The organism is Clostridium sediminicola, from assembly GCF_050402865.1.
In the GTDB taxonomy this organism is placed as follows: domain Bacteria; phylum Bacillota; class Clostridia; order Clostridiales; family Clostridiaceae; genus Clostridium_AF; species Clostridium_AF sediminicola.
On the sequence record NZ_BAABMF010000009.1, the window covers coordinates 56,850 to 81,964 of the forward strand.

The window sequence follows — 25,115 nt, forward strand, 5'->3', positions numbered from 1 at the left end:
ATGAGAGATAAAAACGTGAAGAGAATAATTTTATATTTTTGTTACGGAGTAAGCGCAATTTTTCTTGGGCTTCCGATAATCTCTTTGTTTTTATCTCCTTGGATAAATGCAATAAAATCTTTAAGGGATACATTGGTAATTCATGCTATCCTTATTAGTTTTAAAAGTACATTTTTTTCATTAATTATTATTATTATATTTGGGTTGCCCACTGCTTTTGTTATGGCAAGATACTCTTTTAAAGGAAAAAGATTTTTAGAAATAATATTTGATTTGCCATTAGTACTTCCACCAGCGGTAGCAGGTTTGTTACTTTTAATAACTTTTGGTAGAAACGGGATATTAGGAAAATACCTTTATCTTTTAGGTATTCAAATACCTTTTTCATTTATAGCTGTTGTAATGGCACAAGTTTTTGTTGCTGGTTCCATTTTTATAAAATCTGTTAAGAATGCTTTAGAGCAAGTAGATAAAGATTTAGAAATCACGGCTGCTACTTTAGGAGATACACCATGGCAGGTTTTTAAAAGAGTAACATTGCCTTTATCTTGGAACGGAATTTTAACTGGAGCAGTTATGGCTTGGGCTAGATCCTTGGCAGAGTTTGGTGCAACAATTATGTTTGCAGGGAATTTGCTAGGTAAAACACAAACATTACCTTTAGCAATCTATACTGCAATGGAAAGAGATATGAATCTTTCTATGGCAATTGCTGTAGTTTTAGTAGTGATTTCTTTAGGAATATTAATACTATTAAAGGTAATTTCACAGAAAAGTTAGGAGTATACTTATGCTTAATATAAATATTTTAAAGAAATGGAAAGGGTTTTGTTTAGATGCTGATTTTGATTTACAAAAAGGAGAAATTCTCACTGTTTTAGGGCCTTCTGGATGTGGAAAATCAACATTGCTTAATTTGATTGCAGGTGTAGTTACTCCCGACAGTGGAAAAATAACTTTTGATGAAGAAATAATTTATTGTGAAGATGAGATAAATATTCCTATATATAAGCGAAATATTGGATATATTCAGCAAAAAAGTAATCTGTTCCCTCATATGAATGTAATGGAGAATATATGCTATGGAGTAAAAGATGGACTAGAACAGTCTAAACTGCAAAATCTCCTGAAGATTTCAGGAATTATGCATATTAAGGATAAAAAATCTTACGAAATTTCAGGGGGGCAACAGCAAAGAGTAGCTATTGCTAGAGCGTTAATGATAAAACCACGAATTTTGTTATTGGATGAACCTTTTAGTGCATTAGATAATAGAAGAAGAAGAAAATTGAGAGAATTATTGCTGGATATTAAAGAAGAACTCCAAATACCTATGGTCTTTGTAACTCATGATTTAGAAGAAGCATATGCCCTTGGAGATAAAATTGCTGTTATGAATAAAGGTGAGTTTTTACAGATAGGTTCTAAAGAAGAGGTATTTAGAAGACCAAGAAATATTCAAACTGCAAAATTTGTTGGTATGAAAAATATTATAGCAGGTGAAGTGGTTGATAAAAATTCAGTTTCAGTTGGAAATACAATTTTGAGAACTCTTCCTCTGAATTATGAAAAAGGAGAGAAGATTCTTTTAGGGATTCGACCTGAAGATATTATTTTTATAAAAGATGATAAATTAAAAAAAGAGAACAATGATAATATTTTCAAAGGAGTAGTAAACAAAAAGATTTATGGCATTGAAAGTTGTAAACTACAAATTAAATTGGATATAAATTTTCTTCAATTAGAAATGTTATTCCCAAATCATGTGGATCATAATGAGGATATACAAATTGGAGATAAGATACAAATTTTATTAAAAGAAAGTAACATTACTCCTTTAGGAATTGCTTAAAAAAAATTATCAATATATTTTATTAAAAATATTTCAAATAGGATCATAAGAAAGGAAGCTGAAAATGGGAAAAATATTAGCCGTTTGTATGAGTGAAAAGAAGGGTATACAAAAGAAAAATTTTCATGAAGCAGTACTTGTAGAAAATCATGGAATAAAAGGAGATGCACATGCTGGAAATTGGCACAGACAGGTGAGTTTACTTTCTTATGAAAAGATTGATGCGTTTAAAAAAAGAGGCGTAGATGTAAAAGATGGAGACTTTGGAGAAAACATCATTGTGCAAGGAATAGATCTAGCTAAGCTTCCAGTTGGAACAATATTAAAGACAGAAGAAGTAGAACTAGAAGTAACACAAATCGGCAAACAGTGCCATGCACACTGTGACATTTATAAAGTAATAGGAGATTGTATTATGCCAAGAGAAGGAATTTTCACACGTGTTTTAAAAGGTGGAAACATAAAAGAAGGGGATGTGATTAGTGTCATTTCTAAATAAAGATAAATTTTTAAAAAAAATTATTGTTCCAGTAATTTTATTGATTATTGTTGTAGGTATTAGTGGTTGCAATAAAGAAAAGGAAGCTATTACTGTTTTTGCAGCATCATCGCTTACTGAAAGTATGAAAGAAATAAAAGAAGTATTTGAAAAAGAAAATCCAAATGTAGAGATACAGTTAAACTTAGATAGTTCAAGTCGTTTAAGAACACAGATTGAGCAAGGCATGGAAGTAGACTTATATTTATCCGCAAATAAAAAGCACTATGAGGCTTTAAATGAAAAAGAGATGATTGCATCAGGGGTAAACTTTCTTTCTAATTCATTAGTTCTTGTTGTTCCAAAAGATAATCCAGCAAAAATAGAAAAACCTGAAGATTTAATCAATGAATGTAAATTAGTTATAGCTCAAAAAGAAGTTCCTGTAGGTAACTATACATTACAAGTTTTAGAGGCATATGATGAAAGTCTTGGCAATGAGTATAAAGAGAAAGTGTTAAAAAATGTAGTTTCAGAAGAAAATAATGTAAAGCAAGTGGTAGCGAAAGTTGTACTTGGAGAGGCTGATGCTGCATTTGTATACGGTTCAGATGTAACTATGGATAATAAAGATAAGTTGAAAGTAATTGAGATTTCTGAAAAATATAATGTAAAAGCTGCATATTGGATGGGAAGTATGAAAGGCTCTGAAAACAATAAAAATGTACAGGCTTTATATAATATGATTACAGAAGAAAGTGGTTATAAAATCTTTGAAAAATATGGTTTTGGTAAAGCAGAATAGAGATTACCTCTGATGACGGTTTACAAGTGACAGTAAAGGATGATTTTCTTCCAGTACTGTCAACTGAAAACTGTCAACCGTCAACTAGTTGTTTGTATTTTAAGTATTACCATCCCTTTGAAAATTTCAAAACCTCATCTGGGATATTACCCTTTAAATAGTCCTTTATAGCTTCTTCAATAATATCAATTGATTTATCAATCTGCTCTTTCTTTATTACCAGTGGGGGCTGTATTCTTAGAACATTACTTGAAACAAAAGTAACTAATACTCCGTTTTCATATGCACGATAACAAATTTTTGCTGCCGCATTATTATTCCTTTCTTTAGTAATTCTATCTTTAACAAGATCAACCCCAATAGTCATTCCAATGCCACGTACATCTCCAATGATTTCATACCTTTCTTGCATATCTTTAAAACATGTTTTCATATATTCTCCTAAAGTTTTTGAATGTTCTATAAGTTCTTCTTCCCTTATGACTTCAAGTGTTGCCAAGGCAGCCTTGCAAGAAATAGGATTTCCAGCTCCAGTAAATGTATGAGCAGGCGCGTCTAGAGATTCCATAATTTCTTTCCTTCCTACAATAGCACTCAAAGGCATGCCTGATGCAATTGATTTTCCAAGCACAACCATATCAGGTTCTATATCAAAATTATCGATTCCGAACCATTCGCCAGTTCTTCCGAATCCTTGCAGTACTTCATCAACTACAAATAATATACCATTTTCTTTACATATGCTATAAAGTTTATCTATGTACTTCTTAGGTGGTATTATAAATCCTGAGTCTCCAGCAATAGGTTCTAATAATATAGCAGCAACTTCTTCTGGGGGTAAAAAATATTTAAATGATTCTTGGAGTTCTTTAATACATTCTAAATTACAGTTACATTCCTCCTTACCAAATCTACAACGATAGCAGTCTGGATAATGGATATGATGCATTTCAGGAACTAGAGGACCAATCTTCCTGCGCATATTAAGATTCAATGCTGAAAGAGAAATGGCTCCGTATGTTGAACCATGATAAGCACCAATATAAGATATTATTTTACTTCTTCCTGTATATGCCCTTGCAAACTTTATCATTCCATCATTAGCATCAGACCCTGTAAGTCCAAATATAATCCTTTTTTCGAAATCTCCAGGAGTAATATTTATAATTTCTTTTGCAAGTTTCACAAGTGGTTCATGATATACGTAAGGATAAATATAATGAACAAAATCCTTTGCTTGATTTGTAATTGCCTCTACAATCTTTGGATGAGAGTGACCTGTGTTAAGCATACCAGCACTTGCAAGCATATCAATATATTCGTTGCCATCAGCATCTTCGATTATTGCCCCATGTCCTTTCTTTACGGCCAATGGGAAATATGGAAGTTTACCTGCTTGTGCATACATTTCTTTATCTTTTTCTACAATCGATATACATTTATCAATACTTTTATTCAATTTTGGTTCCCCCTTTGAGATAGGCATATTCATATGCCTTAATTCAGTTTGCATATTTGTTCTTTAATATTTTATATGCAATAATCGTTCCAAAATATGAATGTTGAGCCTTTAGGCATATGAATATGTCTTAAGGCTCTTAGTATCAACGTTATATCGTACTTAAAGACAAAAAGAGAAAAGTATCCAAGTTGTAAACTGCTTTACACTTGGATACTTTTCTCTTTTGAAGTACTACTGATTATAAGGTTCTTACTTAAAATATCAAGTGTAAAGCGTTTACATGTAAATGCTTTACACTTTGTTATAAATCATACTTTTTCAAAAATTTGTATAGTGTTGGCCTAGAAATACCTAAAATTTCAGCAGTTTTCTTCTTATTTCCTTCAGTTGAATTTAATGTATCTATTAAAATATTCTTATTTATTTTTATTGATTGCTTTTTTATTATCTCTTCGTATATTGGTTCTTTAAATCCAGCCATAAAAAGTGTTTTTTCTGTAATCCATTCCCCGTCACATATAAAAATGGATCTAGATATTACATTTTCAAGCTCTCGAATATTTCCTTGCCAATTGTGATTCATGAGCATTTCTTTAGCTCTATTACCTATTCCCTTAATGTGTTTATTTTCTTTTTTTGAAAGTTTTTTTAAGAAATAGTCTGAGAGTAATAATATGTCATGTTCCCGTTCTTTTAAAGGTGGAATTTCAAGACATAAAACTTTTAATCTATAGTAGAGATCTCTTCTAAACTGTCCATCTTCAACCATTTCTTCTAATTTTCTATTTGTGGCAGCTATTATTCTTACATCTACATTTATAGGTTTGTTTCCACCAATCCTATTTATACACATAGTTTCAAGTACGCGCAATAATTTAGCTTGAATATGTATCTGCATTTCGCCTAGTTCATCAAGAAACAAGGTTCCTCCATTTGCTAGCTCAAACTTTCCAGGTTTTCCACCTTTTCTAGCTCCAGTAAAAGCACCTTCTTCATATCCAAAAAGTTCGCTGTCTATAAGTTCGTTTGGTAAGTTTGCACAATTTAATGCAACAAAAGGTTTCCGTTTCCTATTACTATAATTGTGTATAGATTGGGCAAATAATTCTTTTCCAGTACCTGTTTCACCAGATATTAAGATACTTTCATTACTTTTTGAAAATATCTTCGCTAATTTTATAATTTCTTTTAAATTATTACTTTCTCCAACAATATCATCAAAGGTAAAAAATGCTTGATGTCCTGCAATTGTATTTGCAAGTTTTCTAGAACGTTCAATACTTCTGAATATATCTATGGCACCGATGATATTACCATCATCATCAAAGATAGGATAACCAGAATTTATAAGATGGGTCCTCCTACCCTTAAAATTCCAAAAATACTCTACATCTATAATACTTTTTTTCTTTTCAAGCACCTCTGTTAACATGGGCTTGTCTGGAGAGAGACTATCTACTTTCTTATTAAGAAGCTCTTCTTTGTCAGCTCTTACAATCTCACAACATGCATTATTTACATATAATATGTATCCCTCTTTATCACAAATAGAGATACCATCACTTACTGAAGCTAATGCCTTTAAAAGAATCTCATTTAGTACGTCTTTATTCATTATATATCTCCTAATATCCTTCTACTGAATTAGTTTATATATATTATAACAAATAAATATGTGTTTGAACTTAATCTTTTCAAAAAGCCATTCTTTGCCATCCTTTTTTATCTTTTGTTATTGGAGGTAAACCTAATAGTTCTCTTGCTGTATTAACGTAATATCTATAGTTCTCTATAGGAGTTCCATTTGGTATTCTATGATCAATACCAAAAACAACACCACCTTCAAGCATAAGAGGTTGCATTTTATATTCTAATTCTTTTCTTATTTCTTCTTTACTTTTATATAAAACATGTTTGTCTATGCCGCCTTTGAATGCAAGTTTATTTCCATATTTTTTTCTAAGAGCTACCATATCCATTCCAGCAGCTGGTTCAAGTGGAAAAATTGCATTCACACCACATTCTAGGAAAGCATCAATAAGATTATTCATGTTTCCATCACTATCCTGACTGAAAATTCTAGTACCTTTTGAAGATAACATATCCCATATTTTTCTATAATATGGCTTTATGAATTCCAATACTAAATCCGGTCCTATTAGAGGGCCAGACTTACCTGCCATATCCTCATGAACAGATAAGTTGTCAATAACAAGTTTATCACTGATTCTATCAAGAACCTTAAATGCTGTATTTCCCGCTGTTTCTAAAATATCATGTATAAGTTCTGGTTGATCATAGTAACAAAAACAAATATTTTCTTCACCTAAAAGTTGTCTAGGAAGGTCAAATCCACCTAACATTTCCACCCACACAAGAGCACCTTTCTTCTGGGCTTCTATAGCTGCATTTACTCTATCCCAATTTATACGGTCTTCATGAAATTCATATAAATGCTTTATCTTAAGCCAACTATCCATATCTTTTACAGGGTAGTCCATAGGTAGCGGAATTGTAGCACATCCTTTACAAAGCTTTGTCTTTCTTCCTAATTCATCAGTTTGTATTATATGTTCATCTGTTTCTTCAAGAATTTTAGGAGTGAATCCTCCTCTAATACCAATATTCCCACCGCAATTCACAACAGGTACATAGTCCCAGTCAAAGTCAACTAAATCTAATTCACCTTTAGTTGCACCTTGTATTTTCCACTCATCCTCTAGTCCTATAAGAGGACCAAAAAGTTCTACAAACATTTGTTGCTTGGCATTGCCAAAAGTCATTAACTCAATATATTCTTCTCTATTCCATCGCATCAATATAACCTCCATTAAGTTCGAGTAGTTTATGAAGATATTTTATAACTTTGTAGTAATAAAAAAAATAGACAAAACAGAGTTATATGGATAAAACCTAGATGATATTTTTTATAACTACATTGAATTTCAGAATGCATGTACTGTATAATAAAATTACATTAATTATTTAAATATGGGGAGGGTGAGGTCGTGGATCCTTATGGTATAACACCACATATAAGTTATAGCGTGCATAGAAAGTGTACTTCTAAATGGATGATTCCTTCTAGAAAGATTAAAGATCATGAATTTGTTTTAATTGAAAAAGGAGAAGGAAGGATTATCATTGAAGGGCAAGAATATAGTGCAAAACGTGGTATGTTGTTTTATTTTTATCCTGGATTGGTTCATTCTCTTGAATCTGATATGGGGAATCCTTTTGCCTTTTATGCTGTTCATTTCAGTTATTCTAGTGTGCGATATAGTGATAATGAGTGGAAAGTTCAGCCTGGTTTAACGAAAATACCTATAAAATCTGTGCAACAAATTGGAAGTTATAACATGGCAGTTGAAACAATGAAAAAACTCAATAAATATTGGAATGAAAGATTGTTGGGATTTGAACTTATTTGTAGGGCATTGTTCCAGCAGTTGCTATTCTATATACTTGACGAAGCAAGGTCTAATAATCTGAATCCTTCGTCACGATTAAAGATGGATATATTATTGAAATATATTCATGATAATCTTAATGAAAAGATTATACTGAATGAACTAGCAGATAGAGTAAGCTTATCTTCGGATTATCTTACTCAAATATTCAAGGTATATACTGGTTATACACCAATAAAGTATATTAATCAGTGCAAAATTGATGCTGCCAAATCACTAATGGTAGAAGGCGATAAAAAGATAAAAGAAATTGCTCATATAATGGGTTTTGATGATGAGCTATATTTTAGTAGAGTTTTCAGAAAAATAGAAGGAATAAGCCCGAGAGGTTTTTTGGAAAAATCCACAAGCAAATTAGAGAAATGATGAGAACAAAGGCATATATAGCGTTAAAGTTAAAAGTAAACGTTTTTAGACAAACTATAGAGATTCTGAAGCAAAAAAATGAATATGATAGACTTTTAAAATCGGAGGGGAAAATAATGTATAAGATTTTGATAGTAGATGATGAGTATGAAATAAGAAAAGGAATAAGAAACTATTTTCCATGGAAAGAAACGGGTTTTGAAGTAATTGGAGATGTAGAAAATGGTAAGGAAGCGTTGAAAATAATTCAAAAAAATCATGTAGATGTGGTGTTGAGTGATATTAAAATGCCGGTAATGTCAGGAATACAGCTTGCACAGGTATTACATGAGCAGCATAGCGAAGTAAAAGTCATATTTTTAAGTGCATATAAGGATTTTGAATATGCTAAGAAAGCTCTTGTTTTTGGAGTAAGGGATTATATTGTAAAACCGACTAAATATGCTGATTTATTGAACATATTTCTTAAAATAAGGGATGAACTTGATAGAGAAGAGGTCAATGTGGAAAAGGACAAACCTGCGGAAGAATGTGAGGAAGATAAATACTATCACGACAAAATGATTATAACAATAAAGAATATCACAAAGAACAACTATCAGTCTGTAACTCTGCAGTATGTAGCGGAAAAGGTTAATATGAGTCCTTCATATCTTAGTAAATATTTCAAAGAAAGAACAGGGGAAAATTTCTCGGATTACTTATTGAAAATTAAAATGGAAAAAGCACGGGAATTGTTATTGGATATAAGGTATAAAACTTATGAGGTAAGTGAACTGGTAGGATATACAAGCCCTAAGAATTTTACCAGGGCATTCAAAAAGTACTTCGGAAAAAGTCCACGTAAGTTTAGGAATGGTGATAAAAGTGAAGAATAATGAGAATTACCACATTAATTTGAACATAAAAAAATCAAAACTATTTTTTAAAAATGTTATACTTTTTTTGATTCCAGTGTTACTTCCGGTAATTGTGTTAGGAGGTATTTCTATTGGAATAACTAAACAGTATGTTCAGCAAAATATTAAAAAGAATAATATGAATATGCTCGAACAGGCAAGAGGAAATGTGGCATTAATTTTTAACGAAATAGATTCTTTGTATATAAATTTTAGCACTAACCCAGAAATAATTATTAAATTAAAAAATATTTTGAGGAAATCTACATTAAACAGAGAAGAATATAAATTACTTGAGTCAATCCGTAATTTTATTGATGCACCGGCTAATGCAAGAAACTATATTCACTCCATTTATGTTTTTTTTGAGAATGATCACGGTCGTGTTTTAACAACAACAGAAGGTTTGATATCAAATGATGCTTATTACGATATGGAGTGGAAAACACAATTTAATGAAATGGGTATGCAAAAAAATACTTGGCTGCAAAGTAGAATTATCAAGTCATATTCATTCGATAAATTTGGGAAAAGAGTGGTTACAATATATCGTACCATAAATGCTTATACAGGTAATAGAAAACAAGGAGTTATTGTACTCAATATTGATGCCAAGTATATTGACAATTTTTTAAATAAACTCGATATCCTTCCTGAGCAAAGTATTATTATTACGGATGAAAATAATGAAATCATTTTTAAGAATAAGGATTTACCATATTTACATGAGTTAAAAATAGAAGAATTTATTAAAAGTGATAAAGAATATATACGTCACAAAATAGGAAATAAAACATATATCATATCTAAATTAAAATGGGACCAATATGGGTGTAATTTTTTGTCTATTGTACCAGAAAAGAACCTGTATAGAATTCCTTTTATACTTACTGATTTTGTGGTAGTAATATTGATTGTTTTAATAATTATTGGAATTACTTTGACGTATTATTTAATGAAAAAAAATATTTCGCATCTAATAAAGATAATAAAAGTTTTAGATTGTGCTGAAAGAGGAGAAAATATTTCTGAATATATTGAAGATGCAAAGGATGAATATGGTTATATAACTAATAAGATAGTTGAATCAAATATTTTGCAAAGATATTTTAAGGTACAGTTATCAGAACGTAAGTATAAGCAGAAGACTCTAGAATTTTTGGCACTGAATTCTCAGATAAATCCTCATTTCTTGTATAATACTTTAGAAACAATTTACTGGAAGTCTTTTCAGTTTACTGGAAAACCAAATTCGGTTACGGACATGATTGAGAATTTGTCAGATATATTAAAATACTCACTTCATACCAAGGATGATGAAGTTACAATCAGAGATGAAATAAAAAATACAAAGAGTTATTTGAGACTTCAAAAGGTGAGGTATCGTGATAAGTTTGATGTAGTGTGGGAATATGAAGAACAAATACTGAATTATAAGATGATACGTTTAGTACTTCAGCCTTTAATTGAAAACTCAATTTATCATGGCATAAAAGAGAAAGAAGGCAAGAGTGAAATAAAAATAAGAATTTTTCAACAGGGAGACTTTATTAAGTTTTCTGTAGTAGATACGGGAGCGGGGATGAATGAGGAGAGACTTTTAGAAATAAGGGAAAAGCTTGAATCTGATGATGTACCTCATAATCATATAGGACTACTAAACACTAGTAAACGTCTTTTTTTAATGTATGGACTGGAAGCTAAACTTGATATTACAAGTAAACATGGAGAGGGAACTACAGTTACTTTTAATATTCCCATGCAAAGACAAACAACAGAATATGATAACAAATAATATGAAATGATACTCTTAGGTTTATCAAAAGAATATATCATCAAAAAGTGATACCTTATCTATAGTTTACATCCTACATATAGACATTCAAAAATACTATAATTTTAGTGTAAAGGTTTTAGGTTAAGAACCTAACCTAAATACTAAATAATATTAGGGGGTAGTAGAATGGGAAAATTCAAAAGAATCATTAGTGTAATTTGCATGATTTGTATTATCACAGTAATGGCATCAGCATGCGGTAATAAGCAAGGGAATAATGCTGGTGGAAATGAAAAGGATTCCGGTAAAGGAGAAACAGTTGAACTGAGATTTTCATGGTGGGGAGGAGAAGCTAGACACGAAGCTACTTTAGCAGCAATAGATGCATACATGGAAAAAAATCCTAACGTTAAAATCGTTGCAGAATACAGTGGTTGGGATGGATATTATCAAAAGCTTGTCACACAATTAGCTGGTAAAACAGCTCCAGATGTTATACAAATAAATTACAATTGGCTTTACGATTTAAGACGTCAAGGTAAATTTTTTACAGATCCTAATGAAATGAAAGATATTATTGATTTGAGTGGATTCAGTCAAGCAAGTTTAGATGCAATTTCAGTTGATGGTGAATTACAAGGATTACCTACAGGATTAAACGCGGTATCAATGATTTATAATAAAGAATTCTTTAAGAAAAATAATATTTCTGAAGATGTTGAAAACTGGAATTGGGATAAATTAATAGAAGTAGGTAAGAAGGTAAATGAAGCTGATCCTAATCAATACCTTTTAAATGAATTCCCTAATTCTGTAACTAATTTAATTGATATGTATTTAGAGCAGCAAGGTAAAGAAATTTTAAAAGGAGATTTTACTCTTGGAGTAAATGAAGAAGAACTTACTGAAGTTTTTGAATATATCCAGAAATTATTTGATAACAATGTTATTGTTCCTTTTGAACAGAGCGCATTATTCCAAGATAAGACTGAGCAATATCCTAAGTGGTTAAATGGAGAAATGGGAATGTTTGCACAGGTTGCATCAGTAATTCCTGCTTTATCTAGTAATTTTGAAGTTGATGTAGTAAGAGTTCCTATGATGGATGGAGCAGAATCAAGTGGAGTAAGTATAAATGCTACTAATATATTTGCCGTTAATGATAAAGGTGCAAATAAAGAAGAAGCAGCAAAATTCATTAACTGGATGTTGAATGACGAGGAAGCAATTAAAATACTTGGTGACGTAAGAGGTGTTCATTCTACAGAGAATGGACGAAAAGTTCTTTTAGAGGCGGAGGCTATTAATCCTATAATTTCAAAAGCTATCGATATAGCTACAAAATATCCTGGTAAGAGTCAAAATGAAGCGGAATTAAACAAAGAGTTATCCAAAATAAAAATTGAGCATATTGAAAAATTTGGATACGGTGAACTTTCAGCACAAGAAACGGCTAATCAGATGCTAAAGGCGTTAGATGATAAATTGCAAGAAATAAAGAGTAAATAGTAATAAAGATTAAAGAACTAAACATATAGAGTACTATTTATAATAATAGTGCTCTATATCTTACTAAATATAAGAGGGAGTCGTTTTATAATGCAGTTTAAGATTAAAAAAAGACGTTTTAAAGATTATGAAGGACTGTTATATATTAGTCCTTTTATTATAGGGTTTCTTGTTTTTCAATTATATCCTTTTATATCATCCCTTATTTATTCCTTTACCGATTTAGCGTTAATGGGAGATTTTAAGTTTATTGGTCTTTCGAATTATATAAAGATGTTTACTAAGGATACAGAGTTTTGGGGAAGTTTAAAAGTAACTTTTTATTATGTACTTATGGCAGTCCCTATGAAATTAGTATTTGCTCTTTTTATTGCAATGCTTTTAAATATGAAGTTAAAGAGTATTAATTTCTTTAGAACAGTGTATTATTTGCCATCTATTTTAGGTGGAAGTATTGCAGTAGCAGTAATGTGGAGATTTCTATTTATGCATGATGGGTTAATGAATCAAGTTTTGGGGATTTTTAACATTCCGCCAGTTGGATGGCTTGGAGACCCTAAGATTTCATTGTATACAATAGGTTTATTAAGTGTATGGCAGTTTGGATCATCCATGGTGTTGTTTTTAGCAGGTTTAAAGCAGATTCCACAGAATTTATATGAGGCAGCAGCTATTGACGGTGCTTCAAAAATAAAGCAATTCTTTGTTATTACATTACCAATGATAACACCTATTTTATTGTTTAATATGGTTATGCAGACAATAAGTGCTTTTCAGGAATTTACAGGAGCCTTTGTTATTACAAATGGTGGACCTATGAAATCTACATATCTTTATGGAATGATGTTATATAATAATGCATTTGTAGATTTTAAAATGGGTTATGCTTCAGCACAATCATGGGTGTTATTTCTTATTATAATTGTAGTTACAGGGGGATTATTAAAATCATCATCACACTGGGCATACTATGAAGACGGAGGTGATTTCTAATGGCAGTATTAAAAAAAGAACAAAAGAAATCAGTAGTAAAGTTACTTGTATTTATTTTTTTAGCTGTATTAGGAATAGTTATGATTTATCCATTGTTGTGGTTGGTTTCATCTTCTTTTAAAAATAATCAGGAAATATTTAAATCACTGAGCCTTATTCCTAAAAAACTTGTTACCGATTCATATATTGAAGGATGGAAGGGTGTAGGGCAGTTTGGTTATTCTACTTTCTTTATGAATACTTTTAAACTGGTTATTCCTTTAACAGTTGCTACAGTTCTTTCATCTACAGTTGTTGGATATGGTTTTGCAAGATTTAAATTTCCTTTAAAGAAATTTTTCTTTACTGTTATGTTGGCGGGTTTGATGTTACCGAATTCGGTTGTTATTATTCCCAGGTATCTTTTATTTAGTAGATTTGGTTGGTTAGATAGTTATTTGCCTTTTATTGTACCAGCATTATTTGCTACAAATGCATTTTTTATCTTTATGATGGTTCAATTTTTTAGAGGTGTACCTAAAGAACTAGATGAAGCTGCTATAATTGATGGTTGTAATTCATTCCAAATATTAACTAAGATACTATTACCTTTATGTAAACCAGCAATTTTTTCAGCTATGTTGTTCCAATTTATATGGGCATGGAGTGATTTCTTTAATCCACTAATATATATCAATAGTGTAAGTAAATATCCATTATCTTTGGCATTAAGAATGATGCTTGATTTAGGTGAACAAGCTCAGTGGAATCAAATTATGGCAATGTCAGTTCTATCAATTATTCCACCTGTGATATTATTCTTTTCAGCACAAAAGTATTTCGTTGAGGGAATAAGTACATCAGGATTAAAAGGTTAAATTATATCAAGATGAAAAGATTGTTACTTAAAGAGTGAAGTAACAATTAAAAATAATTTTGGGTATGACTACACATTGAAATGTAAAATAAATACAAATATTAATAAAAAAGGGAAATGGTAAAGGAGAAGCTGGTTATGACACATAAGTTCGAGGAAGAAAAAAATATTTGCACACATCTTGGGGACGATTATGATAGGTTTTATGGTGCAGTAGTTCCACCAATATTTCAGAATTCTATATTTATATATGAAGACTATGATGAAATATGCAGATCATTTCAAAATGAAAGAGAAAAGTATACTTACACAAGAGGAGCAAATCCAACAGTTGAAATCTTTGAAAAGAAATTAGCTGCTCTTGAACATGGTGAGGCAGCCAAATGCTTTAGTTCAGGAATGGCAGCTATAACAGCATCAATAAATACTTTTACAGCACAAGGGGACCATATATTATTTGTAAACAATATTTATGGCTCAGCACTTAAATATGCAGAGTATTTAAAAAAATATGGTATAGAACATGATATTTTAATTAATGCGAGTATAGATAAAATTGAAGCAGCAGTGAAATCTAATACAAAAGTTATTTATATTGAAAGTCCGGGAACTACAACTTTTAAGATGGTAGATTTAAAAGAAATAGCAGATTTTGCAAAATCAAAAGGGATAAGAACAATAGTTGATAATACATGGGCAACTCCTATATTTCAAAAACCACTTGATATGGGAATAGATATATCTGTTCACTCATGCTCTAAGTACATTGGGGGACACGGGGATGTAGTTGCAGGTGTTGCAATAGCTGCAAAAGATATAATAGATAAAATGTTTTACAACGAATTTCAACTTCAAGGCGCTAGTCCTGCACCAATTGAAGCATGGCTTTTACTTAGAGGACTTAGAACACTTCCTTTAAGAATGAAACAACATCAAGAAAATGCCATGAAGGTAGCTGAGTATCTTGAAAAGAACAAAAATGTTTCAAAGGTAAATTATCCTGGACTAAAATCAAGTCCATACTATGAATTAGGTAAAAAACAATTGAAAGGTTACTCTGGACTTTTAAGTTTTGAAATGAAATCAAAAAGATATGAGGATGTAAAAAAAGTAGCAGAAGCATGTAAATTATTCAAGATAGCATGTAGTTGGGGAGGCTATGAAAGTCTTATATTACCAGTAAATCATGGGCATAGTACTGATAAATTCAAAAAATTTGATATAGATCCAGGACTTATTAGAATTTCAGTGGGGTTAGAAGATGCAGAACAATTAATAAATGATCTTGATAATGCTATAAATGGTTAAACACTAACATATGAGGAGGAAATTAAAAATGAGTGAATTTATTCTATCGGCTTTTGCAGACGAGATTGATGTGGAGCTAGAAAATCAAATGAATGTTTTAAAAGAACATAATATTTCATATATTGAGATTAGAGGAGTTGATGGCAAGGGTATATGTGAATACTCGCTAGAGGAAGTAAATAAAATAAAAAAGAGATTAGATGAAAGAGGGTTTAAAATTTCAGCTATAGGGTCACCTGTTGGTAAAATCTATATCACTGATGATTTTCAACCTCATTTAGAACTTTTTAAGCATACTATAGAAATTGCTAAAATAATGGAAACAAAATATATTAGAATGTTTAGTTTTTTTATACCAGAGGGAGAAGATCCCGTAAAGTATAGAGATGAAGTTATGTATAGATGGAAGCAATTCATAAAAGTTGCTGAAGGTTCAGGGTTAATACTTTTACACGAAAATGAAAAAGATATTTATGGAGATACTGCTGAAAGATGTCTTGATGTACTACAAACAATGAATTGTGAATATGTAAGGGCAACATTTGACCCTGCAAACTTTGTGCAATGTAATGAAAAAGTATTTCCAGAAGCTTATGAACTTTTAAAAGATTATATTGATTATATTCATATTAAAGATGCACTCTATAGCGATGGAAATGTAGTTCCTGCAGGAGATGGAGATGGAAAGGTAAAAGAAGTTTTAACTACACTCTATAATAGAGGGTATAAAGGGTTTTTATCACTAGAGCCTCATCTTACTGAGTTTCAAGGATTAGGTGGTCTAGAGATTGGTAAGGAAACACACGAGTCGAAAGAAGATGGAGTTAAATGCTTTGAAATAGCAGTAGGTGCTTTGAAAAGAATGATTACTGAAATTACTGAATAGAATAGAGTGTGTTATATATACTGGAGGGGAATTATGAATAAAGTACGAATTGGAATAATTGGTATTGGTAATATGGGTACAGTTCATGTACAAAACATAATGAAGGGTGAAGTGCCTGGTGCAGAATTAACTGCTATATGTGATTATAATTCTGAAAGATTAGAATGGGCAAAAGAAAAATTTGGCGAAAAAGTCGAATTGTTTGATAATACTGATGAATTTTTTGCTTCAAAATATATGGATGCTGTATTTGTTGCAACTCCTCATTATGATCATTCGACCTTAGCTATAAAAGCTTTTGAAAATGATTATCATGTATTAATTGAAAAGCCAGCTGGTGTTTATACTAAGCAAGTTAGAGAAATGAATGAAATTGCTGAAAAAAGTGATAAAGTATTTGGTATTATGTATAATCAACGTACTAATCCATTATATCAAAAATTAAAAGATCTTGTTGATAGTGGAGAACTTGGTGAGATAAGAAGAACTAACTGGATAATTACAAACTGGTATCGTCCACAAAGTTATTATAATTCTGGTGGATGGAGAGCTAGCTGGGCAGGAGAAGGTGGTGGAGTATTGCTTAACCAAGATCCTCACCAACTTGATTTATGGCAGTGGACTTGTGGTATGCCAAAACGTGTAAGAGCATTTTGTGGGTTTGGTAAATATCACAATATTGAAGTAGAAGATGATGTAACTGCATATGTAGAATATGAAAATGGAGCTACGGGTGTTTTTATAACATCTACAGCTGATGCTCCAGGAACTAACCGTTTTGAAGTAACAGGTGATAATGGAAAAATAGTAATTGAAGATGATAAACTGACTTTTTGGCGTAATCGTGTTCCAGAAAGAAAATTTAATGCGGAATATACAGGTGGATTTGGTCAACCTGAATTTTGGAAATGTGAGATTCCAGTAACAGGAGAAAATACACAACATGTAGGTATTTTGAGAAACTGGGTAGATGCAATTCTAAAAAAGACTAAATTATTAGCTCCTGGAGAAGAAGGTATAAATGGGCTTACAATCTCTAATGCAATGCATCTTTCAGCATGGACAGATGATTGGGTTGAGTTACCTTTAGACGAAGAATTATATTATGAATTGCTTCAAGAAAAAATAAAGAATTCTACTTTCAAAAAGGAAGTTAGTGAAAGTAAAACTATAGATGTGAATGGTACTTTTTAAAAAGGTGAAATTTATATATTGAAGGGGTAAGGTAGTATGGAAAAGTTAGGATCTGCTATTATAGGCTGTGGTTCTATATATAAGTCACATGCTGATTCACTGCAAATGAATCAGCATTCTCAAATAATTGCAGTAGTAGATATAAATGAGAAAAGAGCAAAGGAAGCATCAGAAATCTATAATTGTAAATTTTATACTGACTATAAGGAAATGCTTAAAGATGAAGGGGTACAGGTGGTTCATATTTGTACGCCTCATTACCTTCATGCTACTATGGCCATTGACGCAATGAAAGCAGGTAAGCACGTACTTGTAGAAAAACCAGTAGCTATTAATGTATCAGAAGCTGAGGAAATGGACAAGGTAGCGAAAGAAAATAACAGAAAACTATCAGTTTGTTTCCAAAATCGATATAACAGCACTTATCTCAAATCAAAGGAAATTATAGATGAGGGGAGATTAGGTGCCATCAAAGGAATTAAAGGATTAGTAACTTGGTATAGAAATGAAGAGTACTATACAAATAGTTTATGGCGTGGAAAGTGGAAAACAGAAGGTGGAGGCGTACTAATTAATCAAGCTATTCATACCTTGGATTTTATGCAATACATTGCAGGACCAGTAAAAAGTTTGAAAGGGAATGTAGATACTCGTTTGCTGAAGAATGTTATTGAAGTAGAAGATACTGCTGATGTCACATTACAATTTGAAAGTGGAGCAGTAGGAATATTTTTTGCTACTAATAGTTTTACCAGAAATTCATCCGTTGATATTGAGATACACTGTGAAAAAGGGATACTTAGAATCAATGAAGAACAGTTAGTGATGGACTATAATGGTAAAAAAGAATATATAACTAGAGAAAATAATATTTCAAATAAATATAAGGGTTATTGGGGAAAAAGCCACGGTACACTTATACGAAAATTTTATCAGTGTATTATCGAAGATGATTTTACAGGTTATATTAACGCAGAAGAAGGAGTAAAATCATTAAAACTAATAGAAGCAATTTATAAATCCTCCTCTGAGGGTAATTATGTACCGATAGCATTTTAAGGTAAGGTTAAATTGATATGATTCTATAAAATTATCCGGAGGTAGAGAAATGGAGTTTCACGGAATTATTGAAAAGTATAGACGCGAGATAATTAAATCTGTACAGGAACTAGTTAGAATAAAAAGCGTTAGTGAAGAATCTAAAGATGGTTATCCATTTGGAGAAGGCCCATATAATGCTTTAAAATATGTTTTGGATTTAGGGAATGATCTCGGATTTATTACTGAGAATGTTGATAATTATGCTGGACATATAGAATTTGGACAAGGTAAAGAGATTATTGGAATATTAGCACATTTAGATGTAGTTCCAGAAGGAGAAGGATGGACGTATCCTCCATATGGAGCGGAAATATACGAAAACAAAATCTACGGCAGAGGTACAAGTGATGATAAGGGACCAGCAATTGCAGCATTATATGCTATGAAAGCTGTTATGGATTCTGGATTAGAAATTAATAAAAGAATAAGATTGATATTAGGTACAAGTGAAGAAACAAGTTCTGAGGATATTAAATATTACTTAAGCAAAAAAGAAACTCCAAATCTAGCATTCTCTCCGGATGCTGAATTTCCTGTAATTCAGGGAGAAATGGGAATCTTGGAAATTAAATTAATGAAAAAATTCAAAAATACTACTAAGAATAATATTAGAATTAAAAGTATAAGTGGTGGGTCAGCGGCTAATATGGTACCGGGGATTTGTACTGCAATACTAGATGTTTATGAAATAGAAAAAGAAAAAATAAAGAAGATTGTTGATGAATTTAATAGTTCTCAAAAAGGTGAAATATTATTAGAGGAAGATTCTGATGAAATGAAAATTATTTCAAACGGGATTTCTGCTCATGGTGGTTCTCCAGAAAAAGGGAAGAATGCCATTTCACAAATGATGATGTTGTTGGAAGAGTTGGATATAGCCTCTTCTGATTTACAAGAATTTATAGCTACATATAATAGTAAAATAGGCATGGAGTATAATGGACAGTCCATTGGATGTGGATTTGAAGATGACATATCTGGGAAATTGAAGCTGAATATAGGAATTATTAATTTTAACAAAGATTTAGCAGAAATAATTTTAAATGTTAGATATCCAATTACTATAAAAGCAGAAAAAGTTATTGACAATATGAGAAAGGAATTGGATAAAGCTGATATTGAAGTTATTGTAAAGAATGATATGAAACCAATATACATGGATGAAGAACATGTCCTTATTCAAAAATTAATGAAAGCCTATAAAAAAGTAACAAAGGATAGTGAAGCTAAACCAAAAGTTATAGCTGGTGGTACTTATGCAAGAGCTATGAGTAATGCAGTTGCTTTTGGAGCACAATTTCCAGGAGAACCGGATTGTGCACATCAGAAGGATGAGTATATAGAAATTGATAATTTAATAAAGTGTACTAATATATTTGCTCAATCAATATATGAGTTAACAATGAATGCTGATTAATCAAAGATCCAAAGCTAATAAAAAAAGAGAAGGGGAATATATGAAAATTTCTTTAATTAATGAATTAACAATTGCAAATTATGAAGGTTTAATTTTTCCAATGTATGAGGAGGAATTATATCTAGAAGGAATTACATTGCCATTAGAGCAATTAGAAGAATCAAAACGTTTTGAAGGCAAAGCGGGAAGTTTATATAAAATGACATTACAACAACGAGGAAAACTAGTAGAGGTTGTACTTGTTGGACTAGGAAAGCGGGGGAAAATTAGTTATAGAAAGCTAATAAATACCCTTGCAGATAGTTATCGAATGATAAAGAAACAAAAGGTTGTGAACTTGGCAATTATATTTAATAATGGAAACCTTCACGTGGATAGCACATTAGTAAAAGCAACTGTTGAGGCGATGCTAATGGCGGATTACAAATTTGATGACTATTTGTCAGAGAAAAAAGAAGTTAATGAAATTAGGGTAGATTTAGTAGTGGACCAACAAGAGGCATTTGAAGGAATAATTAATGAAGCCAAGATTATTGCATCAGCTAATCTTATCGCCAGAGACTTAGTTAACCAGCCAGCAAATGTTATGCATCCCGTATCTCTTGCACAAAGAGTACGTGAATTGGGTAAAGAAAAGGGATTTGAAGTTGAAGTTTTAGGGCTTGAAGGAATTCAAAAATTGGGTATGGAAGCGTATTTAGCAGTTGCAAAAGCTTCCTCTATTGAACCACAATTTATAATTATGCGCTACAAGGGGAATCCAGATAGCGACGAGATTCTAGGTTATGTGGGAAAGGGATTGACCTACGATTCAGGTGGATTATGTATCAAGTCAAAATCAGGCATGGTAAATATGAAGGATGATATGGGTGGTGCGGCTGCAGTTATTGGCGCAATGTGTGCTATTGCAGACGGTAAGCTTAAGCATAATGTAACGGCTGTTGTAGCAGCATGCGAAAACATGATTTCTGGAAATAGTTACAGGCCAGGTGATATAATTAATTCTATGGGAGGTAAGACAATATTCATTGGAAATACAGATGCAGAAGGTCGTTTAACGTTGATTGATGCCATGCATTATATCGTTTCTAAAGAGAAGGTTAATAAAGTATTAGACATTGCCACTTTAACAGGGGCCGCATTGTATTGTACAGGGAATGCAGCTTCAGTAGCTATTAGTAATGATGATTCCTTCTTCAATGCCGTGAATGACAGTTTTACCTTAAGTGGTGAGCAAATTTGGAGAATGCCAATCTTTGATGAATATAAAAGCCTCATAAAGCATGAAGAGGCTGATTTAACCAATGCAGCAGGAAATCCAGGTACAATTACCGCAGGCCTATTTATCGGGGAGTTCAATGGTGATTTACCATGGGTTCACATTGACATTGCTGGGACAATCTGGTCAACAAAAGAAGCTGGCATCTTATCAAAAGGTGGGACGGGTATTGCTGTAAGATCGCTTTATTATTTAGCAAAAGAAGTAAACGTGATTCAGTAGAATTTTTTAAGGCGTCAAAATATTATTTAAGCATCCATTAAAAGGGTGCTTTTTTATTTATAGAAAATATATTTTTTCAAGCCAACCCTTAAAATATGATATAAAAGTATGGGTTGATTCATAAATATTTTATGAAGGATAGAAATAATAGAGGAAGATGGTAATGGAGTTAAAAAAGAAAAAATTGATTGACCCAAAAAAGAACTTAATTATTACTGTTCTTTCTATTGCTTTTATAAGCTCATTAATTATTGGATATATATATAGTGAAGTTAGAAAATGGGATGGATTGATGATGCCAAATATTATTATAGAAGGAATAGACTTTACAGGTAAAACAAGAGAAGAGACTATATCAAAACTACATAGAACTTTTGGTAATTTAGTTTTAGAAAAAGAAGTAGAAATTTTAGCATTAGAAAAGAAGTATTCTATTAGTTTTAGAGAACTAGATGTTGAATATAATATTATAGAAATAGTTGACAAAGCCTATGAATACTGCAGAGAACTAAACTTTTTTCAAAAATATTTATTAATAAAAAAAGGTGTAAATAAAGAATTCTATTTAAGTTTTACATATAATAAGGAAGCCATTAAAGAAACTATTACAAAAATGCAAAAGGATATTGACAAGGAAGCTATTAATGCTACAATAAAATATCAAAAAAATGGTGGATTTAAAGTGGAAGATGATATAAAAGGGGTGAAATTAGTTAGTGAAAAACTAATTAGCAACATAAATGAAAAGATTCAAAGTGAAGCAGAAAATTTAACTCTGATTGCACCTATTAAAGAAATAAATGCAGAAATTACAGGTGATGATCTAAGAACAGTAAATGCTAATGTTGGATCATATGCAACTAGTTTTGTAAATTCATCATATAATAGAGGAACAAATATTGTTCTTGCAACTGAAGCTATTAATGGAACAGTTCTAATGCCAGAGGAAATTTTTAGTTTTAATGAGACTGTTGGTGCTAGAACTGATGCAAAAGGATATAAAAGAGCGCATATTATTTTAAATGGTAAATATGTAGATGGGTTAGGTGGAGGTATTTGTCAGGTATCTTCAACTTTATATAACGCAGCTCTATTAGCGGGGTTAGAGATTATAGAAAGACATCATCACACTTATCCTTCAAATTATGTTCCAATTGGTCAAGATGCTACCGTTGATTATGGTAACCTTGATATTAAATTTAGAAATAACGAAGAATATCCAATATATATATACGGATACACAAAAAACAACATTGCTAATTTTATAATATATTCAAATAATGAATTGAATAAAACTATAGAAACTGTAGTAAATGATGTTTATAAAACATACCCACCAACATATAAAATTATTGAAGACCCTTATCTGCCAGTTGGGATAGAAAGAGTTGAGAAAGAAGGTCGTATTGGATATAGAGTAAATGTATACCGAACTGTTTATGAAAATGGTGTAAAAATTTTGACAGAAACAGTTTCTTCTGACTATTTTATGCCTTTTCAAGGAGTTAAACGAGTTGGTACAAAGGTAAACTAAATTACTTTTGTAGCTTAACCATTAGAGTGTTATAATGTATAGATAAAATATAACCAAACTATTACAAGAACAAAGGATGGATATAATGAATAACGGTAAACAAAAATTCAAGAATAGATCAAAAAACAAATTGAAAAATCTCAAGAATAAGGATAAAGCAAACAAGAAAAATGGTTCTAAAAGAGAAGGTTTAGAAGTTAAATGTATAAGCATGAATGAAGAAGGAAAAGGTATTGTAAACATTGGTAGAGAAAAGGTGGTAGTTCCATATTTATTAAAAGGTGAAACAGCTAAAGTGGAATTATCAAAAAAAGGTAGACCTACCACAGGAAAAGCACTTCATATAAAGAATGCTTCTCCTTTTAGGGTAAAGCCAAAATGTCCATATTTTTACGAATGTGGAGGATGTCAACTGCAGCATATGTCATATGATGGGCAATCAGAATTTAAGCAGAAATTTGTTGAAGAGATTATGAAAACATATGGGAAGGTAAATCAAATTATTACTATGGAAGATCCTTATAATTATAGAAATAAGGCGCACTCAACCTATGCTGATGGAAATAGGGGAGAGATTATCTCAGGGTTTTATAAAGAAAAGAGCCATGAAGTAATTCCAATTCAACGCTGTATAATTCAAAATCCTAAAGCGGATGAAATTAATGAGTCTATTAGAAAACTTATGAAATCTTTTAAGATGAAGCCTTATGATGAGATAAAGGGGCAAGGATTTTTAAGACATGTACTTATCAAAACTGCTTTTGCCACTAATGAGGTTATGGTGGTGTTAGTGACAGGGACGCATGTTTTTCCATCAAAAAATAACTTTGTGAAGGCACTATTAAAAAAACATCCGGAGATTACAACAATTGTAATGAATATAAACAATAAAAAGACTAGTATGGTCCTTGGAGATAGAGAAAAAGTTCTATTTGGTAAAGGAACTATTAAAGATATATTGTGTGGATGTACTTTTAATATATCACCAAAATCTTTTTATCAGATAAACCCTATTCAAACTGAAAAATTATATAACAAAGCTATTGATATGGCAAATTTCAAAGGTAGAGAAGTGGTAATGGATGCTTACTCAGGAATTGGGACTATCGGACTAATTCTAAGCAAGAAAGTCAAGTCTGTTATTGGAGTAGAACTTAACAGAGACGCAGTAAAAGATGCAATTAAAAATGCTAAAATAAATGACATAAAAAATGCACGCTTCTATGAAGGAGACGCTGGTGAATTTATGGTTAAAATGGCGGAAGCTGGTCAGAAAATAGATACAGTTATTATGGACCCTCCTAGAAGTGGAAGTGATGAAAAATTCCTGTCTTCTTTGGTGAAGTTGAGTCCAAAGAATGTGATTTATATTTCTTGTAATCCTGAAACACAAGCAAGAGACCTTAAGTTCTTGACAAAGCATGGATATAAAGTAGAAGAAGTACAGCCTGTGGACATGTTTCCAATGACAAGCCACGTGGAGTGTGTGGTGAAGATAGTAAAGAAATAGCCTGATATCAAAGGCTTTGAAGGGTTTTAAGTGAATATTGATGTGTGTTTTAGGTTCCCTCAGACTAGGTTTGAGGGAGTTTTTGGGTTAGGGGGTTGTACTTATACGCATAGATAAATTATATTGTGGTAAGGATAAAGATATATGAAAATATTATTAAGGTCCTTTTGATGAACATACGGATATAGTATTTATTC

The 25,115-nt window shown here is 31.4% G+C and carries 21 protein-coding genes; 18 read left to right on the plus strand and 3 right to left on the minus strand.

The window, feature by feature from the left end; all coding sequences use genetic code 11:
- The 4 genes from ACQ3F0_RS15000 to modA all read left to right on the plus strand — a co-directional run bounded on the left by ACQ3F0_RS15000 (window position 1) and on the right by modA (window position 3,135).
- Window positions 1–780 carry an ABC transporter permease gene (locus ACQ3F0_RS15000; RefSeq protein WP_428866134.1) on the plus strand — a complete coding sequence of 260 codons (780 nt, stop codon included), beginning with the start codon at window positions 1–3 and terminating at the stop codon, window positions 778–780.
- A 10-nt stretch (window positions 781–790) separates the two neighbouring features.
- Window positions 791–1,852: an ABC transporter ATP-binding protein gene (locus tag ACQ3F0_RS15005; RefSeq protein ID WP_428866135.1), complete on the plus strand. Its 1,062-nt coding sequence runs from the start codon at window positions 791–793 to the stop codon at window positions 1,850–1,852.
- Between the two features lie 64 nt (window positions 1,853–1,916).
- Entirely contained in the window at window positions 1,917–2,351 is a 435-nt protein-coding gene (locus tag ACQ3F0_RS15010; RefSeq protein ID WP_428866136.1) for an MOSC domain-containing protein, read from the plus strand.
- Complete coding sequence (gene modA / locus ACQ3F0_RS15015; protein ID WP_428866137.1) at window positions 2,335–3,135, plus strand: molybdate ABC transporter substrate-binding protein; 801 nt, start codon at window positions 2,335–2,337, stop codon at window positions 3,133–3,135. The genes ACQ3F0_RS15010 and modA overlap by 17 nt, the downstream gene beginning before the upstream one ends.
- A gap of 106 nt (window positions 3,136–3,241) precedes the next feature.
- Here modA and ACQ3F0_RS15020 read toward each other — a convergent pair whose 3' ends face one another.
- The 3 genes from ACQ3F0_RS15020 to ACQ3F0_RS15030 form a co-directional block, all read right to left on the minus strand.
- The gene (locus ACQ3F0_RS15020) at window positions 3,242–4,594 is read right to left on the minus strand and encodes an aspartate aminotransferase family protein (protein ID WP_428866138.1); all 1,353 of its coding nucleotides are present in this window, start codon (window positions 4,592–4,594) and stop codon (window positions 3,242–3,244) included.
- A gap of 304 nt (window positions 4,595–4,898) precedes the next feature.
- Window positions 4,899–6,212: a sigma-54 interaction domain-containing protein gene (locus ACQ3F0_RS15025; protein WP_428866139.1), complete on the minus strand. Its 1,314-nt coding sequence runs from the start codon at window positions 6,210–6,212 to the stop codon at window positions 4,899–4,901.
- 79 nt (window positions 6,213–6,291) lie between these two features.
- Window positions 6,292–7,413: a uroporphyrinogen decarboxylase family protein gene (locus tag ACQ3F0_RS15030; RefSeq protein WP_428866140.1), complete on the minus strand. Its 1,122-nt coding sequence runs from the start codon at window positions 7,411–7,413 to the stop codon at window positions 6,292–6,294.
- 192 nt (window positions 7,414–7,605) lie between these two features.
- On the opposite strand from ACQ3F0_RS15030, the gene ACQ3F0_RS15035 reads away from it, so the two are divergent.
- The 14 genes from ACQ3F0_RS15035 (at window position 7,606) to rlmD (ending at window position 24,918) form a co-directional block, all read left to right on the plus strand.
- Window positions 7,606–8,433, plus strand: a complete 828-nt coding sequence (locus tag ACQ3F0_RS15035; RefSeq protein WP_428866141.1) for an AraC family transcriptional regulator — start codon at window positions 7,606–7,608, stop codon at window positions 8,431–8,433.
- A gap of 116 nt (window positions 8,434–8,549) precedes the next feature.
- Window positions 8,550–9,311 (plus strand): response regulator transcription factor, encoded by a 762-nt coding sequence (locus ACQ3F0_RS15040; protein ID WP_428866142.1) that lies wholly within the window; start codon window positions 8,550–8,552, stop codon window positions 9,309–9,311.
- Window positions 9,301–11,127, plus strand: coding sequence for a sensor histidine kinase (locus ACQ3F0_RS15045; RefSeq protein WP_428866143.1), 1,827 nt, complete (start codon window positions 9,301–9,303; stop codon window positions 11,125–11,127). Before ACQ3F0_RS15040 ends, ACQ3F0_RS15045 begins: the two co-directional genes overlap by 11 nt.
- Before the next feature lie 168 nt (window positions 11,128–11,295).
- Window positions 11,296–12,618, plus strand: a complete 1,323-nt coding sequence (locus tag ACQ3F0_RS15050) for an ABC transporter substrate-binding protein (RefSeq protein WP_428866144.1) — start codon at window positions 11,296–11,298, stop codon at window positions 12,616–12,618.
- A 90-nt stretch (window positions 12,619–12,708) separates the two neighbouring features.
- Window positions 12,709–13,611 carry a carbohydrate ABC transporter permease gene (locus ACQ3F0_RS15055; protein ID WP_428866145.1) on the plus strand — a complete coding sequence of 301 codons (903 nt, stop codon included), beginning with the start codon at window positions 12,709–12,711 and terminating at the stop codon, window positions 13,609–13,611.
- On the plus strand, window positions 13,611–14,468 hold the full coding sequence (locus ACQ3F0_RS15060; protein ID WP_428866146.1) for a carbohydrate ABC transporter permease: 858 nt from the start codon (window positions 13,611–13,613) through the stop codon (window positions 14,466–14,468). Before ACQ3F0_RS15055 ends, ACQ3F0_RS15060 begins: the two co-directional genes overlap by 1 nt.
- Window positions 14,469–14,605: 137 nt before the next feature.
- Window positions 14,606–15,775 carry a trans-sulfuration enzyme family protein gene (locus ACQ3F0_RS15065; protein WP_428866147.1) on the plus strand — a complete coding sequence of 390 codons (1,170 nt, stop codon included), beginning with the start codon at window positions 14,606–14,608 and terminating at the stop codon, window positions 15,773–15,775.
- Between the two features lie 28 nt (window positions 15,776–15,803).
- Complete coding sequence (locus tag ACQ3F0_RS15070) at window positions 15,804–16,661, plus strand: sugar phosphate isomerase/epimerase family protein (protein ID WP_428866148.1); 858 nt, start codon at window positions 15,804–15,806, stop codon at window positions 16,659–16,661.
- A gap of 33 nt (window positions 16,662–16,694) precedes the next feature.
- Complete coding sequence (locus ACQ3F0_RS15075; protein WP_428866149.1) at window positions 16,695–17,855, plus strand: Gfo/Idh/MocA family protein; 1,161 nt, start codon at window positions 16,695–16,697, stop codon at window positions 17,853–17,855.
- 36 nt (window positions 17,856–17,891) lie between these two features.
- Window positions 17,892–18,914 carry a Gfo/Idh/MocA family protein gene (locus tag ACQ3F0_RS15080; protein WP_428866150.1) on the plus strand — a complete coding sequence of 341 codons (1,023 nt, stop codon included), beginning with the start codon at window positions 17,892–17,894 and terminating at the stop codon, window positions 18,912–18,914.
- 49 nt (window positions 18,915–18,963) lie between these two features.
- Entirely contained in the window at window positions 18,964–20,373 is a 1,410-nt protein-coding gene (gene pepV / locus ACQ3F0_RS15085) for a dipeptidase PepV (protein WP_428866151.1), read from the plus strand.
- A 40-nt stretch (window positions 20,374–20,413) separates the two neighbouring features.
- Window positions 20,414–21,874, plus strand: a complete 1,461-nt coding sequence (locus ACQ3F0_RS15090; RefSeq protein WP_428866152.1) for a leucyl aminopeptidase — start codon at window positions 20,414–20,416, stop codon at window positions 21,872–21,874.
- 163 nt (window positions 21,875–22,037) lie between these two features.
- The gene (locus ACQ3F0_RS15095; protein ID WP_428866153.1) at window positions 22,038–23,408 is read left to right on the plus strand and encodes a VanW family protein; all 1,371 of its coding nucleotides are present in this window, start codon (window positions 22,038–22,040) and stop codon (window positions 23,406–23,408) included.
- Window positions 23,409–23,493: 85 nt separating this feature from the next.
- The gene (rlmD, locus tag ACQ3F0_RS15100; RefSeq protein ID WP_428866154.1) at window positions 23,494–24,918 is read left to right on the plus strand and encodes a 23S rRNA (uracil(1939)-C(5))-methyltransferase RlmD; all 1,425 of its coding nucleotides are present in this window, start codon (window positions 23,494–23,496) and stop codon (window positions 24,916–24,918) included.
- Window positions 24,919–25,115: the final 197 nt, after the last annotated feature.

What these genes read in the sequence shown, in the direction of transcription:
- ACQ3F0_RS15075 (WP_428866149.1), top strand. Translation starts at nt 16,695, where the DNA reads ATGAATAAAGTACGAATTGGAATAATTGGTATTGGTAATATGGGTACA.
- ACQ3F0_RS15025 (WP_428866139.1), bottom strand. Translation starts at nt 6,212, where the DNA reads ATGAATAAAGACGTACTAAATGAGATTCTTTTAAAGGCATTAGCTTCA.
- rlmD (WP_428866154.1), top strand. Translation starts at nt 23,494, where the DNA reads ATGAATAACGGTAAACAAAAATTCAAGAATAGATCAAAAAACAAATTG.
- ACQ3F0_RS15065 (WP_428866147.1), top strand. Translation starts at nt 14,606, where the DNA reads ATGACACATAAGTTCGAGGAAGAAAAAAATATTTGCACACATCTTGGG.
- ACQ3F0_RS15050 (WP_428866144.1), top strand. Translation starts at nt 11,296, where the DNA reads ATGGGAAAATTCAAAAGAATCATTAGTGTAATTTGCATGATTTGTATT.
- ACQ3F0_RS15055 (WP_428866145.1), top strand. Translation starts at nt 12,709, where the DNA reads ATGCAGTTTAAGATTAAAAAAAGACGTTTTAAAGATTATGAAGGACTG.
- ACQ3F0_RS15040 (WP_428866142.1), top strand. Translation starts at nt 8,550, where the DNA reads ATGTATAAGATTTTGATAGTAGATGATGAGTATGAAATAAGAAAAGGA.
- ACQ3F0_RS15090 (WP_428866152.1), top strand. Translation starts at nt 20,414, where the DNA reads ATGAAAATTTCTTTAATTAATGAATTAACAATTGCAAATTATGAAGGT.
- ACQ3F0_RS15010 (WP_428866136.1), top strand. Translation starts at nt 1,917, where the DNA reads ATGGGAAAAATATTAGCCGTTTGTATGAGTGAAAAGAAGGGTATACAA.
- ACQ3F0_RS15070 (WP_428866148.1), top strand. Translation starts at nt 15,804, where the DNA reads ATGAGTGAATTTATTCTATCGGCTTTTGCAGACGAGATTGATGTGGAG.
- ACQ3F0_RS15080 (WP_428866150.1), top strand. Translation starts at nt 17,892, where the DNA reads ATGGAAAAGTTAGGATCTGCTATTATAGGCTGTGGTTCTATATATAAG.
- ACQ3F0_RS15005 (WP_428866135.1), top strand. Translation starts at nt 791, where the DNA reads ATGCTTAATATAAATATTTTAAAGAAATGGAAAGGGTTTTGTTTAGAT.
- ACQ3F0_RS15000 (WP_428866134.1), top strand. Translation starts at nt 1, where the DNA reads ATGAGAGATAAAAACGTGAAGAGAATAATTTTATATTTTTGTTACGGA.
- ACQ3F0_RS15095 (WP_428866153.1), top strand. Translation starts at nt 22,038, where the DNA reads ATGGAGTTAAAAAAGAAAAAATTGATTGACCCAAAAAAGAACTTAATT.
- ACQ3F0_RS15060 (WP_428866146.1), top strand. Translation starts at nt 13,611, where the DNA reads ATGGCAGTATTAAAAAAAGAACAAAAGAAATCAGTAGTAAAGTTACTT.
- ACQ3F0_RS15030 (WP_428866140.1), bottom strand. Translation starts at nt 7,413, where the DNA reads ATGCGATGGAATAGAGAAGAATATATTGAGTTAATGACTTTTGGCAAT.
- pepV (WP_428866151.1), top strand. Translation starts at nt 18,964, where the DNA reads ATGGAGTTTCACGGAATTATTGAAAAGTATAGACGCGAGATAATTAAA.